The sequence below is a fragment of the Massilia litorea genome (genome assembly GCF_015101885.1).
Taxonomy (GTDB): Bacteria; Pseudomonadota; Gammaproteobacteria; order Burkholderiales; family Burkholderiaceae_D; genus Telluria; species Telluria litorea.
Genome location: NZ_CP062941.1, coordinates 3,166,290 through 3,181,959 on the forward strand (window position 1 = coordinate 3,166,290; position 15,670 = coordinate 3,181,959).

A 15,670-nucleotide genomic window follows, 5' to 3' on the forward strand; every position below is an offset into this window, starting at 1 on the left:
GCCTAGAAGTCGTGAAAAGCCGAGACGGTCACTCCTTTGCGTCGAAACAGGCTGTTCGCGTAGCGATGGGCTTCGATTGCGATTCCTGAACGGCGGCTTGTCCAGTAACGCCATGACAGCGACGTCTCATGGCTTGGGTAGCCGACCAGGCTGCTACCGGGTGCAAATGGCAGATACCCCTCCGTGCCCCAGCCGTGGCGGGCAATGAACAGCTGCTTGCCATGCTCCCCGTAAGTCGCGGCGACGTATTTTTGCCTTGACGAGACCGCTCCTGGGTCGCTGATATTGCGCCGGATGCCGCCCTCGAGCACAAGGGGAATGGCGAAGTAGTAGATGAGGCCCAGGCTGGTGCTGCGATCGACGTGGCCGTCGGGAGCCCGATAGCGGCCGAAGCCGATCGACGTGACAAGAGATTTGCTCGCAAGCCACTTTTTGTTGAGAAAGGCATCAATCCTGTATTTCGGCAGGAAAAAACTGCCGTCACCCACACCCAGCGCGAGACTTCCATACCAGTCCGGCGAAAAAACATAGGTATCTGATATTCCTGCGAAGTTTCCGTGGACTCGGAAATGCTGCTGCGACGAAAGCTCTGCCTGAAGCAGATGGTCACCGACCTGCAGCGCTCCGCGCAGGCTCAGATCGCGCCACTTGCCCAGTTCGCCAGTTAGGCTGTCGTACCGTGCGGCTAGTTCGAGCTGGCGCAAGGCGCCAGCGTCGATCGCTTGCGATTCCGGTGCCAGCGTTTGCGCATTCGAAACCTGTGGCATGCACAGGAGGATGAAGACTGAATAAAGTGCGTAAATGCGTTTCATAGAACTCCCAAAGCAGTGGCAAGGACTGGCGGTTCGCACGGCTGCGATTGTTAATAGGGCCATCGGCGCGTTTCCTGTCCGGCACACGAGCGCCGCATCGCGCTAGCGGCACGAGAGCTCGGCGACGGCGGGTCCTATGCCGCGTGCGTCGAGAACCTGTCGCGTTATCTCGTCCGATACCGTCCAGTGCGTCGAGTAGCGTAAATGAGCAGTTTCGCGCAGCCAGCAGGCGGCAGATTCGAGATCGCCCTGGCGTAATGCGATCAACGCGAGGACCCCCCATGAAAAGTCATCCGGCGCGCGGGTGAGCCATTCCCCTCGATGCGCTTTCATCCAGCTTCGGTAATACGCGCGCGTCGTGCCCGGTAGTGCCGGATACCCAAACAATAAGGGCAGAATCTGGGCGACGGCGTCCGGGTAGAACGCATGCGGCATGTCTGCCTGTTCCGCTTGTGTAGAAACCAGGAAGCGCAGCTTGCCGGCATGCCAGAACACCTTGTGGATCGCGCTCAGGAGCTTGCGCGCGCGGACCTGGTCGGCGGCGGTGCGCTGACTGGACCAGAACCACCAGATTTCGAGATTGTCCATGAACAGGCTGTGCGGGTAGCTCGGCGATACCAGATAGACGCCCCTTGACTGATCGTACAGCCGTCCCAGCGCAGCGTCGCTACGCGCAAGGCTGGGCTTGGCCAAGCCGCGCGGCGCGAGCGCGCCGGACGAGCGAAGGAGCTTCATCCACATGGCCAGCAGGGCATCGTCGGCGTCGGCTGGTTTGCACGCGGACCAGCCTGTCGCGCTACGGCAGAACCGGTCGAAAGCGCCGTCAGGCCGCTGGCGCAGCGCCAGAAAGGCAATCCAGCGCCGGGTATCCGCGTCCGCATCGAGCCCATATTCCTTGGCCAGCAGTAGGGCCTGTATCGCAAAGTAGGGGTCGACGATGTCGCCGCCGCGCAGTATGGTAATCGCTCCCCCTGGGTCACTGAAGCCGCTGAGGTCGAGCAGGGGCCGCTGCTGGGCCTGCACGCACTGGAACAGCAGTCCGGACACCAGCAGCGCGCACAAGGTTCGTATGAACGTCTTCATGCCGTCACCACCCCGGCCTTGCGCGCCCATACCGTGCCATGTGCGACCGCGCCGGTCTCGGCAAGCACGCGCGCTGCCGCCAGGGTGGTCGGGATGGCCTTTGTGCCGATCCGCGAACCGCTGGCCAGGCGTACGTCGCCCTCGCACACGATGGGTCCTCCGACCCAGCAGTCAGGCCCGATCTCGATATCGCCTCCGCACACCAAGGCACCGTGAACCTGCGCTCCGCGCTGCAGCCGCACGTGACGGTGGGCCTTGACCGAACCGTATACAAGGGCGTCCTCGGCGAGCCGGATCGTGCCGCCTGCAAGCAGCGTACCCTCGAGATACCGGCCTGCCGGAAGGAGGACGTCGCCTTTTGCGCGATAGCGCTTCGGTCCACATGGCGTCAGGGCGGACAAGTCCGGCGGCGGAGGAGGGCCGGGTGGGCGCGCCAGGGGCGTTGCGCAGGCGTCCTCGCTGATACCGAAATGGATGACGGGTGCATGAATGCGGCAAAAGCCGCTGCCCTTGTCGAGCATGAGCGCAACGCCAGCGGTCAGGCGATGCAGGACGACACCTCCGGCCCCCAACGACAGGATGCCGTCCGCATGTGCCCATTCGCTGATACGGGTCTCGGGCCCGAGCGCCGCATTGCCGGTGCATAGCAGGGCCGGCAGGTGTGCTCCGCTTGGCAAGACTGCATCGCCGCCAGCATACACCGGGCTGGGGCAGGCCAATGTACCGCTGACGTGAAGGGAACCGTCGACCATGACCGCCCGTTGTGCTGCCGACCATGGAAAAGCCTCGGCCGGAGTGGACGCCCTGAGGATGCGCACGGTGGTGTCCATAACCGGGCCGGCACCCGCGCAGGCTTCGTTGACGTGCTTGCGGAATGCGTCGGCAAAATAGCGGACGTTGTTCACCTCGTCGCGCGCGATGACGAGGGCCGCCAGGTCAGTCGGCCGCCGCCACTCGTTCCAACACGGTACGAAGGGCAGCACGAGGACCAGCAGGGTCACGGCACCCAGCAGGACCCAGGCAGCGGCGGGATAGTTCGTCATGGCGTCCGTTCCGCTGGCGCCCCTGCGGCTTTTCGATAGCGGACGGTTTTGTCCCATACCAGTTCGCGTTTTCGGATCGAATCCGCCAGCAATTGCCACGAAGCGCGCGAGATCACGACCAGGCTGACGCAAAAGCCCAGCAGGCTCAAGGGCAGTAGCCGCAGGCGCTTGCGGTTCCCGTCCAGGATCACTGCAATCGCGATTTCGAAAAACGCCGCAAAGCTGCCGTTTGCTCCATAGGCCGAGAACGCCCAGGCGGCGACGAACAGGCTGAGCAGGGAAGGCGACGACAGCATGTAACACAGCAGGGCCAGGATCCATCCGAACAGCAGGACCGGTGGCATGGCAAACACGAACAGCAGCAGGAACCCGTCCACCCGGGCGCGCAGCGAGATACAATCGCTGAAGAGGAAACTCGACCAGTATCGGACGAGGACCTGGTTGTGGCCTTTCGACCAGCGCATGATCTGCTTGATACGAACCGACCACTCTTCGGGCACTTCCTCGTAGCATTCCGAGCGATTGCTGTAGACCACATTCCAGCCGCGGCATACCAGCCGGTAGGTGATATCTGTGTCTTCCGCCAACGTGTCGTCGCGAAAGCCGCCTACCTGCTCGACGGCGGAGACGCGCAGTCCTCCCACGGTCCCTCCGAATTGCGGGATCAGGCGCAGGTTCATGCGCGCCTGCTGGTCGACCTGGTATCCGCCGGCACGCTCCAGGTCGAGCAGGCGGGTCAGCAAGTTGGTGCTGGCGTTGACCGGCACCACGCGGCCCATGACCGCGCCGACCTCGGGGTCGAAAAATGGCGCAGCCAGCTGCCTGAGCAGGCCGCGGCCGGGTGTGTAGTCGGCATCGAAAATGATGATGATGTCGCCTTCCGCATGGGCAAGCGCATCCTTGATGGCCGCGGCCTTGCCGGCCTTGCCCGAGGTACGGTGGAATGGCACCACACGGTCCGGATAAGCCTTCACATAGGTATCGATGATGCGCCTGGTATCGTCGGTCGAACGATCGTTGACCGGAACGATCTTCAGACGGTCCTGCGGATAGTCCGTTTCCAGCAAGGCCTCGATACAGCCCGCGACGACCTTTTCCTCATTGTGCGCGGCAATGAAGACGGTGATCTGCGGCCATTCGGCGCAGTCGATATCCAGGTAGGGATGGCGCTGCCGGCCGAACATGCGGCTCAGCGAAAAGATGAGATGGCGGCAGGCATACACGAAAATCGCGGCCACGATCAGCAACAGCAGGGTATTCGCCAGGAGCAGGGCGGGACCGCCAGCCTGTTCGTCCGCCAGGCCCGCTACGGTACCCGCATGCGCCGGCAGGCAGGCGCAAGGCCCGCAAAGGAGGACCGCGCTCGCGCTGCTGCGCCAGGTGGAGCGGACGGACACCCGGATGGTGCTGCTGGTGCTTGGATCCATATGAGCGCCTGTTTATTGGCTTGTACGCCGCCGCAGGGCCTGCATTTCCGCTGCAGGCCATACGGCGGGACAGTGCCTACCTGTGCATGCTGGTGAAGATAAGGCTGATGCCGCCGCTGGCCGAGACGACCCAGCTGCTACCGCCATCGGTCACGTTGGCGGCGCCCGTGTTCACGAGAGGCTGTCCGTAGTCCGATTTAGGCAGCAGCCAAGTCATCGAGGCCAGGCTGCTGGGGTGCGATGCGACGAATTGACGCGGACCAGATCCGGATCCGAGCTCGCTCCACTTGACCAGATTGCGCGATGCCATGAAGTCGGCAAGCGCCGGCATGGTGTACCACCTGAAGGTCTTGCCCTTGGACTGGGCATAGCTCATCAAGTTTTTCAGCACGTCGAGCCAGTCGACCGCGCCGGGAGGATGGGCATAGATTAGGCGGCTCGAGCGGGTGGCGACGTTGAAATCGATCAGGGAGGTGTACCACCTGATCACGTCTGCTTTGGGCACGCCGAAATCCTGGAATTCCTCGAAGGTGGCATAGGTGCCGAAAGGCACGACCGGGAACGCCCACATGCTGAGATTCCTGAGCACGCCATCACGGTAGGAACGCGTCGGGCTCATTCCCGTATGGCCAGTGTAATAATAGCCGACCTGACCTTCCCGCTCCGACCAGTCCAGCGCCCAGCGTGGGTTGTTGCCTTCAGGCGAAGAGTATTCCCGGATTTTTTTCCCAGTTGCCTGTTCGATTGCGCTCTTGTTGAGGATCAGCAGGTCGTTGAAGGTATGGACTCGATCAGCCGTCAACACATTCTGGTTCTCCTCGGTGGCATTCAAACCATAGTAGTCGTGGATCCAGCCGCCGTGGCTGCCGACTGCATGTCCCTGCCTGACGAAGTCCCTCAGGAACTGCTGGGCGACGGGGTTGTTCGGCAGGTCGAAGCCCAGCCTGTCGCCGAACGACACCGTGTCCGGCCCTGCTGTCATATCCATGGAAAATGGCCCTTTGTTCCAGACGCCTGCGTTCTTGAGGGTCTGCATCGGTTCCAGCGCCGCTGCCGAGTCGAGGTGCCAGTTGAGGGTCATTCCACCCACGCCATCGGGCTGCTTCGACAGGCTGGCCAAGCGTAGCAGATCCGATGAGAAGAAGGAGAGGAAGCCATGCAGGAGCATGCCGTCGGTGGCGCCCTTCAGGTAGCCGAGTGGTGTGTTCACGAAAAGCACCTTGCCGCCTGCGGTGCCGTACGAATTGATGCCCGCAATCAGGCCATGGGTGGGTGACGACATAATCGTCTCGCCCGGATACTGGCCGCGGGTGACATAGCTCGGATAGGTCAGGTAGCCATACACATAGCCTGAAATGGCCTCGATCGTGCCGGAGGGCGCAGGCGTGGATCCGCCGACCCTGGCCGTGGTGATTGCATTGGTGAAGCGTGTGGAAATGACGGGCTTTCGGGTAGCTTGGCCACCCCGGCGTTTAACGAATTTATATTTGAATTGCTGGCCATGGTTGTACTGCTTCAAACTCGTGCTACCTCCGGCGAGGAAGCTTGCGGTCGTGGTACTGGGCGCTGTATAGACGCTGCTCTTCCCTGGTGGTACGGCGATGCGGCGCATTTGCGACGATGTGCCCACGATTGGCCCAAGTCCCGTCGTGCGGTCGCCCAATTCGGAATACATCAGGTATTCGATACCGGCCAGCTGGCTCAGGCGAGACGCTCCCGAGAGCGGGTAGAAGCCCGCATCGTCCTGCGCCGCGAAATCGAAAACCAGCATGGCCTTCCCGCCGGCTTTGACAAAATTCTGGATGGCGTCGAGCAGGGGCTGGCCGGCCCGCACATGCACCTGGTCCGGAAGAATGATTCCCTGGTAGCCGGCGCCGCCGTTACTCATGAAAGCAGAATCGGTAATGACGTCGACGCGCAAACCTTCTTCCTGGGCCGCGTCGGTCCATGCTGTTACCAGCGGATGCGAACTGGGTGTGCCATCTGGTACGAGCAATCCCAGCGGTGCAGTCTGCGACCACGCTGCCGGGGATCCGAATGCAGCAATCACTAGCGCAACCTGTAGCAGGAAGCGGGACAGCGCGCGAATAAGGATGTTCATGTTTACCTCCGGTTTAACGGTATTTCAGTAAGCGACGTGCAATGTTTATTGCTAGATCGAAAAAATTCTCATATGAAGGGAGCGATTGCTGATGAGTGCTTGCGATCATACAAAGCAATTTAATCGAATTTTTCGCTGAAATTATGCGATGCGGATCATTCTATCGAAGGCTTCAGGTGTGAACGTTTGATCTGGAACACTTTTTAAAAGAAATGCACAAAACGACAATTTGTCTGAGAAATTGTTCCACCTCAAAGGAAGCGCAAAAAATGTCCAATATCTTTCAATGCATAGTGAATAACAACAGCGATCAGTTTGTACAGCCAATATAAGGGGGGCAGGCCATGAAAGTTCTCACTGTTTTTGGTACACGCCCAGAAGCTATCAAGATGGCTCCTTTGGTTAAGGCACTACACAGGGCCTCGGAGGTGGAATCCATCGTATGCGTCACTGGGCAGCACCAGGAAATGTTGCAGCAAGTGTTAAAACTATTTGCAATCGAACCCGAGTACCATCTTTCCCTGATGGCGCCCGACCAGCAATTGAATGGACTCGCCTCGCGAATGTTAGGTGCGCTCGATTCCGTGTTCCAATACGTGCAGCCCGAGCGCGTACTGGTCCATGGCGACACTACCACCGCGCTGGTAGCAACGCTTGCCGCATTTCATCGGAAGATTCCTGTAGGGCACGTTGAGGCCGGCCTCCGAAGTGGAAATATCGCCCAGCCATGGCCTGAGGAAGTAAATCGCCGCGCTGTCGATATCATGTCCCATCAACTATTTGCGCCGACCGAAGCGGCTCGTGCGAACTTGTTGGCGGAAAACCTGGGCGGGGCCATTTATGTAACAGGTAACACGGTAATCGATGCGTTGAGGATCGCCGACATGGCGCTGCGTCAGGATAAGGATTTGCGATCGGAAGTCGATGCGCGCCTGCCTCCTGAGCAATTAGGGAAGAAACTGCTGTTGGTGACTGGACACCGGCGTGAGAATTTCGGCACCGGCTTCGCCAATATCTGCACGGCGCTACAAGCCTTGGCCAGTTTCGGAGACACGCACATCGTCTACCCGGTCCATCTGAATCCGAATGTCCAGAAACCCGTGAATACCACGCTTGGTGACTGCCGGTTCATCGACCTGATTGCCCCACTCGACTACCTCGGCTTCGTACGGATGATGCAGCGCGCGGACTGCATCCTGACCGACTCTGGCGGAATACAGGAAGAGGCGCCTTATCTCGGCAAACCTGTGCTGGTCATGCGCGATGTGACTGAACGACCGGAGGCTGTTTCGGCCAAGGCAGTCCGCCTTGTGGGCACCGATCCTGCGCGGATCGTTGACGGTGTACGCGCGGTATTGGGCGAACACGCGAACTGGCATATGTCGGCAACGCAGTTGTACGGCGACGGATTTGCCGCGGAACGGATCGTGGACGCCCTGCTGGGACGTGCGACAGACCATTTCGTCAACCATGCTGTCGACAGCGACAAGTTGCTCACGGCTTAGCTCAAGCCAGCGCCTTCACAGCCTGCACCACAGATTGTCAATGCGTGGTATTTACTTTAGGTTATTTACCTGATACCGTTGAAGATAGAGACATTGACACTTCTACCACGCTTCCGGCGCTCGTTCACGTAGGAGCAATAAATGATTCACGTCGGCATTGTCGAGCCTTACGAGATATTGCGTAAGGGTTTGTCAAGCCTGATTAAGGAATGCGGCGGGATGCGCATTGTCGCCGAGGCTGGCAATGTGGCGGACATGGCTGCCCAGCTGGAAGGGGCCCGTATCGATGTGCTGGTGCTTGAGCCTCTCGCGGCATGGGGGCTCAATCTGGAGGCAGTCCGGGTAATCCAAAGCAAAATGGACAATTTCAGGATTCTGGTCTTTTCCGAGTCGACTGCTGAGGACAAGGTTCAGGCGGCCCTACGCGCCGGCATCGTCGGATTCGTTTCGAAGCGGGCAAGGCTGAGTGAACTGATCCAGGGCATACAAAATCTCGCCCGGGGCGAGCCCTTCCTGTGTGCGGAAGTCACAGCCAAGCTGACCAACTGCATTATCAATACCTTTTCCAAGCATCCGCACGAGCTCCTTAGCAATCGCGAGTTGGAGATTCTCTTGCTGTTAGTGAACGGAAAATCGATAGCGGATGCTGCTCATGAATTAAATCTTAGCGTGAAGACAGTCAGCACGCACAAAATGAGACTCATGCAAAAGATGGAGCTGGAGTCTTTTTCGAAGCTGGTGCAGTACGCTACGGCGCATGGCCTGATTTCCAACAGCGCGAAAGACTCCAACTGAGCGAATACAACGCTGGATTTTTCCGAAGTGAAACGCTATATGCCCACTACATGCTGGCAAGAATTAGTTTGATTTGAAAAATATCTTGAAAAAGATGCTAAATCGAACGCATGGGATTAATTGGCGACGCCGATGAGGCCATCCTATTAAATCGCCCGAATGTGGCACGGAGGGGTGAGGCACACCGCCTACAAAATCGCCATGCGCATGAAATAGATTTGACAGGACACAGTAGTGCGATAATAATAACTAAGCGAGCGCGAGCAATGTAATAAAAATACTCTTCCGCAAGCAATAATAAGAAATGATTTACTTCAATGAAACTCCGTATTCCGTCCTGAAAGAGCTGGCGCCGTCTATTGCCAGCTGGACTCGATAGATAATAACGGCGTGTGAATTCGCCATAGCGTATAGCGTCCGGCCACCCGAACTTCTTGAAATGCAACGGTTGCGTTGGCAACTGGAGCCTGGTGTCCTGCGTCCTGCGTTATGCAATCCACATAAAAAATCAACTGGGGAAATGCATGCGGCACTCATCGCACACTTCATTGCCGGGCCCTCGGCATGCCTACAGTTCGGTTATCGTGCGAAACGCCGATCCGGGCTTGTTCAGGCGTTATTCGGAACGCCAGGTGCTTCGGTCGCCTTGCCAACATCCCGGAAAACTGCAGGTTCTGCTTTCGGGATACGCAAAAATATCGGCGGTCAGTGAAACCGGCCAGGAAGACATCCTGGGTTTTGCCATGCCTGGAGACATTCTCGGTCTGGATGCGCTGACAACGCACACGATTCCTTCCGAAATCATCTTCCTCACCGAGGCCATGGCGGGGGAATTGACGCTGGAAGACGCCATTGGCCTGGAAGGCAGTGTGGGAGGACTTGGCGAGGGCGTCGGCAACCTCATCAGCCGGGAACTGTTGCGAACCCAGTGGCGCAACCGGTTTGTCCGAAACGCCTCCGTCAAGACGCGGGTCGCCCAGTTCTTGCTGGAGCTCGGCAGGCGCTTCGACGAGATCGATCTTCCTTCCCACAAATACCGATTGTTCATGCCACGCGAGGACATCGCCATTTTTCTTGGAATGACTCAGTGCACGCTGAGCCGAACCTTGCATGTATTGTGCAAGAGCGGGCTGATCGATATCGATGGGAGCAGGTGGATCGAAATCCTGGATCCAATCGGGTTGAACCACGTCTAGCCGGACCAGCAAAGCGAGCGTGCGAGCGGATCGCTCACGCTCATTCGGGGATTCGGTTCCATTGAGGTACAAGCTGGCTCACAGGCGTATCCCGAAATGGAAGCGGATGCCGAGAAAGCGTTGATCGAACTGGCCCAGTCCGGCGACGAACTGGCATACGATTCGCTGTTCACGCTTTACCGCCCGCGGGTCTATCGGATCGTTCAATATATCCTGCGAGACGATGCCGAGGCCGAAGACGTCGTGCAGGACATTTTCCTGAAATTGTTCAAGGCACTGGGAAGCTTCCGCCACGAATCCTCGTTTTTTACCTGGATCTATAAAGTCGCGGTCAATGCGGCGCGCTCGCGCCTGTCCTCCAGGGCGCGGGAGGCGCATCTTCTCGCCGATTCCGGCAGTCAGGTGCTCGAAGAATCGTATTCGTCGGAAGCCGACCAGCCGGAATTCGTGCATCAGCGCGCCGAGCAGGTCCGCATGCTGGACCTGGCCATTACAAGCCTGCAGCCCAACCTGCGCGAGGCATTCCTGCTGCGCGAAGTCGACGGACTCAGCTACGCAGAAATTGCCGATCTAATGCATTGTCCGGTGGGAACGGTCAGGAGCCGGATTTCGCGGGCAAAGTCGTTTCTGGCCGAGCGCATCGCCGCCCCCGAAGCGAACGGCGGCTGACTGTGGCGCGGGCAGCCTCACGCTGGCAATTCCGGCAATGCCGTGCTTACCATGCATGCCGTTCAGCGCCATATGGCGGCCATGCGGCACCGACCTTGTCAGTGGCCTTACCTTACTTGAACGTCTCGACTCAACGCGCTGGCAGCACCATTCCCGCAACTTCGCCGAAGCCAATGCGCGGCAGCCCGGTGCGTCCCGTCCAGCCGCGCATCACGATGCGGTCGCCGTCCTCCAGGAACACGCGCTGCTCGCCGTTCGGCAGCGTCAACGCCTGCTTGCCCCCGGCGCTCAGTTCCAGCAGCGAACCCGCTTCCGCCGCATCCGGCCCCGACTGCGTACCCGAGCCGAGCAAATCTCCCGCCTGCAGCGCGCAGCCGTTGACGGTATGGTGCGCCACCAGCTGGGCGACGCTCCAGTACGAATGGCGGAAATTCGATTGCGAGATGCGCGCCGGCGGCACACCGTCGCGGCGCATGGTCTCGGTCTCGATCAGCACTTCCAGCTCGATGTCGAAGCCGCCCCTGGTGCGCAGCGCCGGGTAGTCGAGATAGGGCAGCGGCTGCGGATCGGCCGCGTCGCGCTGCCAGGCGGCGCGGTAGGGCGCCAGCGCTTCGATGGTGACGATCCAGGGCGCGATCGTGGTCGCGAAGTTCTTCGACAGGAAAGGGCCGAGCGGCTGGTATTCCCAGGCCTGGATGTCGCGCGCCGACCAGTCGTTCAGCAGGCACAGGCCGAACACGTGCTCTTCGGCCTGGCCCGCCTCGATCGCCTCGCCCTGGACATTGCCCCTGCCGACAAAAATGCCCACTTCCAGTTCGTAGTCGAGGCGCGTGCAAGGCCCGAATTGCGGCTCGTTCCCGGAGCCGGAGCGGGTCTGCCCGATCGGGCGGCGGAAGTCCTGGCCGGAGACGCCGATGGTCGAGGCGCGCCCGTGATAACCGATCGGCACCCATTTGTAGTTGGGCAGCAGTGGTTCATCGGGCCGGAACAGCTTGCCGACCGAGGTCGCATGGTGGATCGAGGTATAGAAATCGGTGTAGTCGCCGATCCGTGCCGGCACGCCGTACTCGGCCTCGGCCTGCGAGACCAGCACCGCGGGCCGCGCCGGCGCGCCGCTGCGCAGGAAGCGCGACAGCGCCAGGCGCAGCGCCGACCAGGCCGGCGGGCCGGCCGCCATCAGGGCGTTCAGGCTGCTCTGCGCACCGAGCGCCAGCGCCGTACGGGCCGCGCCGTCGAATGCATCGCCCAATGCCGCCAGGTCGACGACCTGGTCGCCGATCGCGACGCCACCGCGGAACGGTTCACCGCTGCCGAGCCGGCGGAACACGCAGAAGGGCAGGTTCTGGATCGGGAAGTCCGAGGTCCCGCTGTTGGCGGATTCAACCCAGCTGGTGAGCGCGGGGTCGTGGGTTTCGTTCAGTCGTGCGCTCATGGCTGGTTCTCGTTGAAGTGTTTATGGAAGCCCTGCCAGCACTGGTAGTAGTCCGGCTGCAGCTGGGAGGATGACAGCGCGTGCGCGGTCGGGCAGATCGGGTCGCGCGTCTCGAACATGAAGGCCATGGTCGCGTCGACTTTATGGGGCACGCTGGTGTCGGCGCTGCTGGCCTTGTCGAAGGTCGGCGCATCCGGGCCGTGGCCGCTCATGCAGTTGTGCAGGCTGGCGCCGCCGGGACGGAAGCCTTCCGATTTGGCGTCGTACTGTCCCGCGATCAGGCCCATGAATTCGCTGGCCACGTTGCGGTGGAACCAGGGCGGACGGAAGGTGTCTTCGGCGGCCAGCCAGCGCGGCGGGAAGATCACGAAGTCGAGCGTGTCCACGCCCGGCGTGTCGGAGGGCGCTTGCAGCACCAGGAAGATCGACGGGTCCGGATGGTCGTAGCTGATCGAGCCGATGGTGTTGAAATGGCGCAGGTCATATTTATAAGGGGCGTAGTTGCCGTGCCAGGCGACGACGTCGAGCGGCGAGTGGCCGATCTTCGCGGTCCACAGGTTGCCGCCGAATTTGGCGACGAGTTCGAAGTCGCCCTCGCGGTCTTCGTACGATGCGCACGGCGTGAGGAAGTCGCGCGGATTGGCCAGACCGTTCGAGCCGATCGGGCCCATGTCCGGCAGGCGCAGCAGGGCGCCGAAGTTCTCGCAGACATAGCCGCGCGCTGCGCCGTCCGGCAAGCGGATCTGGAAACGAATCCCGCGCGGGATGACGGCGATTTCCTGCGGTTCGATGTCGAGCGTGCCCAGCTCCGTCGCGATCGACAGCCGGCCCTGCTGCGGCACGATCAGCAGCTCGCCGTCGGCGTCATAGAAAAAACGGTCCGTCATCGAACGGTTGGCCGCGTACAGGTGGATCGCGCAGCCGCTTTGCGCCAGCGGCGAGCCGTTGCCGGCCATTGTCACGAGGCCGTCGATGAAGTCGGCCGGCTCGGTCGGCAGCGGCAATGGGTCCCAGCGCAGCTGGTTCGGCGGCGCCGCGACCTCGTCGAAACGGCTGACGATGCGGCCGTTACCGATCTGGCGGAAGGGCTGGTGCATGGCGGCCGGCCGGATGCGGTACAGCCAGGAACGGCGGTTGTGGGCACGCGGCGCAGTGAAGGCGGTGCCGGACACCTGCTCGGCATACAGGCCGTAGGGGGCGCGCTGGGGCGAGTTCCGGTGCGCGGGCAGGGCGCCTGGCAGGGCCTCGGTGGCAAATTCGTTACCGAAGCCGGACTGGTAGCCGGGATGGGCCAGATTGGTGGTCACGCTTGTCTCCTGAATGGGCGGTTTCGGGACAATGTAGTGCAGCCGTCCCACTTTTGCGATATAAATAGAAAAATTCCAGGTATTTATAACGTAAATAGAGGTGGCGATGGACCTGCGCGAACTGGACCTGAACCTGCTGCTCGTCTTCCACGAAGTCTTCCGCGAACGCCAGATCTCGAACGCCGCCAGGCGCCTGAGGGTGACCCAGTCCGCCGTCAGCAACGCCCTGGCGCGCCTGCGCCGCAGTACCGGCGACGAGCTGTTCGTGCGCACCGCGGAGGGCATGCAGCCGACGCCCTATGCGCAGCAGCTGGCGGAGCCCGTTGCGGCCGCGCTGGCCCAGCTCGAGCAGGCTTTACAACCCCAGCAAGCCTTCGACCCAGGCCATAGCCGCCGCCGCTTCACGATCGCCATGACCGATGTCGGCGAACTGTATTTCATGCCGCAGCTGGCCGCCGCCTGCGCCCGCCTCGCGCCCGGCGTCGATATCGCCTCGAAGCGCGCCGGCCAGCTCGACCTGCGCGCGGAGCTCGAAGCGGGGAGGGTGGATCTGGCGATCGGCGCCTTCGAGGATGCCCCCGCCGTGCTGTATCAGCGCCGGCTGTTCAGGCAGGGCCACGTGTGCATGTTCCGGCGCGGCCATCCGCTGGGAGAAAAAGAGCTGACGCCAGAGCGCCTGGGCGCAGTACGGCACCTGGTGGTGACGGCAATGGAAAGTCCCTACGACAGGATCAACGAGGCGCTGGAAAAGGCGGGCATCGCGCCGGGCAGCGCGACCAGCGTGCCGCATTTCGCGGCCGTCCCCTATATCCTCTCCAGCACCGACCTGGTGGCGACGGTGCCGCACAAGCTGGCCGAACGCGCCAGCGCACCCTTCGACCTGCAGTACGTGGCCTCGCCGCTGGCCCTGGCGCCGCTGCAGACCAACGTCTTCTGGCACCGCCGCTACAACCAGGACGAGGGAAACCGCTGGCTGCGCGCCCTGGTGGTGGAGCTGTTCGCCGAGTAGGGCGAGCTTATTTGCGCGGCGTGCTGCGGCGCGTACGGTGCTTGCGGCGCGCCGTGGTGCGGTGCGCCGGCTTGTGCGCCGTCTTCGTTTCGCCGGCCTGGGCGCGCTGCTTGTTGACGATGCGTGCCGCGACTTCGTCCTCGCGGCCCTTGTAGCGCTTTTCCTTCTTGAATTTGCGTTCGAGCTTCTTGGCTTCGCGCTCGCGGCGCGGACTGGCTCCCCTTGGCATGGCATTTCCTCCTGTATCTCATCGGTGTGCTGACGATCTTACTGAAGAAGTCGCGGCAGGGACGCACGCTTCCGTCGGCTCATTCGACGTCCGTATCGAAGGTCTCCTTCACCAGCTTGCGCAGCCACATATTTGCCGCGTCGTGCTGGAAGCGCGGATGCCAGAACTGGCGGATGCCGAAGGGGGGCACGCGGACCGGCGTCTCGACCATGCGGATGCTTTTATAGGTCGCGAACTTCGTCGCCAGCTCGCGCGGCACGGTGGCGATCAGGTCCGGGTTCTGCTCGATGATCATCGGCACCGTCAGGAAGTGCGGCGTGGTCAGATACACGCGGCGCGACCCGTTGCCTTGCGCATTGCCCTCGTCGATCACGGCATCATAGGCGTCCTCGATCCGCCCCGACAGCGAAACAAGGATGTGCTCCATCGCGAAGAACTGGTCGCGCGAGAGTACCTCACCGATCGTACGGTTACTGCGGTTGACGATGGTGACGAAGGAGCGCGCGAACAGCTGCTGCTGGAACAGCCCCTCGGGCACCGAATGGAGGGACCCCAGCGCGAGGTCCGCTTCGCCGCTCTCCAGCACCGCCTGGATCTGGTGCATCGGCACCTGCAGCGTGCGCAGCGTGCAGCCGGGCGCCGCGCGGCGCAGCTGGGCGATCAGGCGCGGCAGGAAGATCAACTCTCCCATGTCGGTGAGACAAAGGCCGAAGCTGCGGCGCGCGCTGGCCGCGTCGAAGCCCTCGCGCACCAGCAGCTCGCCGCGCACCGTCGCCAGCACACTCGACACCGGCGCCAGCAGCTCCAGGGCGCGCGGCGTCGGCTGCATGCCGCTGCCCGTCTTCAGGAACAGCGGATCGCCGAAGAAGCTGCGCAAGCGCTTCAGGGCGTGGCTGACCGCGCTCTGCGACATGTCCAGCTCTTCGGCCGCACGGCTGACGTTGCGTACCCGGATCAGGGTGTCGAAGACCGGCAGCAGGTTCAGGTCCAGATGACTGGTCAAACCCGCGTTATGTATGGAATTCATACGCGCTATCGATGAACGATGATTGTCAGATAGTA

Annotated in this window: 14 protein-coding genes; 5 read left to right on the top strand and 9 right to left on the bottom strand. The window is 61.4% G+C overall.

Features of this window, described 5'->3' with window-relative positions; genetic code table 11:
- Positions 1–2: 2 nt before the first annotated feature.
- The 5 genes from LPB04_RS14205 to LPB04_RS14225 form a co-directional block, all read right to left on the bottom strand.
- Entirely contained in the window at positions 3–812 is an 810-nt protein-coding gene (locus LPB04_RS14205) for a YaiO family outer membrane beta-barrel protein (RefSeq protein WP_193685193.1), read from the bottom strand.
- 102 nt (positions 813–914) lie between these two features.
- A complete protein-coding gene (locus LPB04_RS14210) occupies positions 915–1,895 on the bottom strand; it encodes a hypothetical protein (protein ID WP_227496411.1) in 981 nt (326 codons plus the stop codon).
- The gene (locus LPB04_RS14215; protein WP_193685194.1) at positions 1,892–2,938 is read right to left on the bottom strand and encodes a bactofilin family protein; all 1,047 of its coding nucleotides are present in this window, start codon (positions 2,936–2,938) and stop codon (positions 1,892–1,894) included. Before LPB04_RS14215 ends, LPB04_RS14210 begins: the two co-directional genes overlap by 4 nt.
- On the bottom strand, positions 2,935–4,365 hold the full coding sequence (locus tag LPB04_RS14220) for a glycosyltransferase family 2 protein (protein WP_193685195.1): 1,431 nt from the start codon (positions 4,363–4,365) through the stop codon (positions 2,935–2,937). Before LPB04_RS14220 ends, LPB04_RS14215 begins: the two co-directional genes overlap by 4 nt.
- A gap of 76 nt (positions 4,366–4,441) precedes the next feature.
- On the bottom strand, positions 4,442–6,466 hold the full coding sequence (locus LPB04_RS14225) for a polysaccharide deacetylase family protein (protein WP_193685196.1): 2,025 nt from the start codon (positions 6,464–6,466) through the stop codon (positions 4,442–4,444).
- A 344-nt stretch (positions 6,467–6,810) separates the two neighbouring features.
- On the opposite strand from LPB04_RS14225, the gene wecB reads away from it, so the two are divergent.
- The 4 genes from wecB to LPB04_RS14245 all read left to right on the top strand — a co-directional run bounded on the left by wecB (position 6,811) and on the right by LPB04_RS14245 (position 10,631).
- The gene (gene wecB, locus LPB04_RS14230) at positions 6,811–7,971 is read left to right on the top strand and encodes a non-hydrolyzing UDP-N-acetylglucosamine 2-epimerase (protein ID WP_193685197.1); all 1,161 of its coding nucleotides are present in this window, start codon (positions 6,811–6,813) and stop codon (positions 7,969–7,971) included.
- A gap of 141 nt (positions 7,972–8,112) precedes the next feature.
- On the top strand, positions 8,113–8,766 hold the full coding sequence (locus LPB04_RS14235; RefSeq protein WP_193685198.1) for a LuxR C-terminal-related transcriptional regulator: 654 nt from the start codon (positions 8,113–8,115) through the stop codon (positions 8,764–8,766).
- A 584-nt stretch (positions 8,767–9,350) separates the two neighbouring features.
- On the top strand, positions 9,351–9,962 hold the full coding sequence (locus LPB04_RS14240; protein WP_193685199.1) for a Crp/Fnr family transcriptional regulator: 612 nt from the start codon (positions 9,351–9,353) through the stop codon (positions 9,960–9,962).
- A gap of 96 nt (positions 9,963–10,058) precedes the next feature.
- Positions 10,059–10,631: an RNA polymerase sigma factor gene (locus LPB04_RS14245; protein ID WP_193685200.1), complete on the top strand. Its 573-nt coding sequence runs from the start codon at positions 10,059–10,061 to the stop codon at positions 10,629–10,631.
- A 130-nt stretch (positions 10,632–10,761) separates the two neighbouring features.
- Here the strand turns inward: LPB04_RS14245 and fahA are convergent, their stop codons facing one another.
- A complete protein-coding gene (gene fahA, locus LPB04_RS14250; RefSeq protein ID WP_193685201.1) occupies positions 10,762–12,063 on the bottom strand; it encodes a fumarylacetoacetase in 1,302 nt (433 codons plus the stop codon).
- Positions 12,060–13,370 (bottom strand): homogentisate 1,2-dioxygenase, encoded by a 1,311-nt coding sequence (gene hmgA / locus LPB04_RS14255; RefSeq protein WP_193685202.1) that lies wholly within the window; start codon positions 13,368–13,370, stop codon positions 12,060–12,062. The genes fahA and hmgA overlap by 4 nt, the downstream gene beginning before the upstream one ends.
- A gap of 106 nt (positions 13,371–13,476) precedes the next feature.
- On the opposite strand from hmgA, the gene LPB04_RS14260 reads away from it, so the two are divergent.
- Complete coding sequence (locus tag LPB04_RS14260; RefSeq protein WP_193685203.1) at positions 13,477–14,379, top strand: LysR family transcriptional regulator; 903 nt, start codon at positions 13,477–13,479, stop codon at positions 14,377–14,379.
- A 7-nt stretch (positions 14,380–14,386) separates the two neighbouring features.
- Here LPB04_RS14260 and LPB04_RS14265 read toward each other — a convergent pair whose 3' ends face one another.
- A complete protein-coding gene (locus tag LPB04_RS14265; protein ID WP_193685204.1) occupies positions 14,387–14,608 on the bottom strand; it encodes a hypothetical protein in 222 nt (73 codons plus the stop codon).
- A 79-nt stretch (positions 14,609–14,687) separates the two neighbouring features.
- Entirely contained in the window at positions 14,688–15,635 is a 948-nt protein-coding gene (locus LPB04_RS14270; protein ID WP_193685205.1) for a LysR family transcriptional regulator, read from the bottom strand.
- Positions 15,636–15,670: the final 35 nt, after the last annotated feature.

What these genes read in the sequence shown, in the direction of transcription:
- LPB04_RS14215 (WP_193685194.1), bottom strand. Translation starts at nt 2,938, where the DNA reads ATGACGAACTATCCCGCCGCTGCCTGGGTCCTGCTGGGTGCCGTGACC.
- fahA (WP_193685201.1), bottom strand. Translation starts at nt 12,063, where the DNA reads ATGAGCGCACGACTGAACGAAACCCACGACCCCGCGCTCACCAGCTGG.
- LPB04_RS14235 (WP_193685198.1), top strand. Translation starts at nt 8,113, where the DNA reads ATGATTCACGTCGGCATTGTCGAGCCTTACGAGATATTGCGTAAGGGT.
- wecB (WP_193685197.1), top strand. Translation starts at nt 6,811, where the DNA reads ATGAAAGTTCTCACTGTTTTTGGTACACGCCCAGAAGCTATCAAGATG.
- LPB04_RS14220 (WP_193685195.1), bottom strand. Translation starts at nt 4,365, where the DNA reads ATGGATCCAAGCACCAGCAGCACCATCCGGGTGTCCGTCCGCTCCACC.
- LPB04_RS14260 (WP_193685203.1), top strand. Translation starts at nt 13,477, where the DNA reads ATGGACCTGCGCGAACTGGACCTGAACCTGCTGCTCGTCTTCCACGAA.
- LPB04_RS14265 (WP_193685204.1), bottom strand. Translation starts at nt 14,608, where the DNA reads ATGCCAAGGGGAGCCAGTCCGCGCCGCGAGCGCGAAGCCAAGAAGCTC.
- LPB04_RS14205 (WP_193685193.1), bottom strand. Translation starts at nt 812, where the DNA reads ATGAAACGCATTTACGCACTTTATTCAGTCTTCATCCTCCTGTGCATG.
- LPB04_RS14245 (WP_193685200.1), top strand. Translation starts at nt 10,059, where the DNA reads ATGGAAGCGGATGCCGAGAAAGCGTTGATCGAACTGGCCCAGTCCGGC.
- LPB04_RS14210 (WP_227496411.1), bottom strand. Translation starts at nt 1,895, where the DNA reads ATGAAGACGTTCATACGAACCTTGTGCGCGCTGCTGGTGTCCGGACTG.
- LPB04_RS14270 (WP_193685205.1), bottom strand. Translation starts at nt 15,635, where the DNA reads ATGAATTCCATACATAACGCGGGTTTGACCAGTCATCTGGACCTGAAC.
- LPB04_RS14225 (WP_193685196.1), bottom strand. Translation starts at nt 6,466, where the DNA reads ATGAACATCCTTATTCGCGCGCTGTCCCGCTTCCTGCTACAGGTTGCG.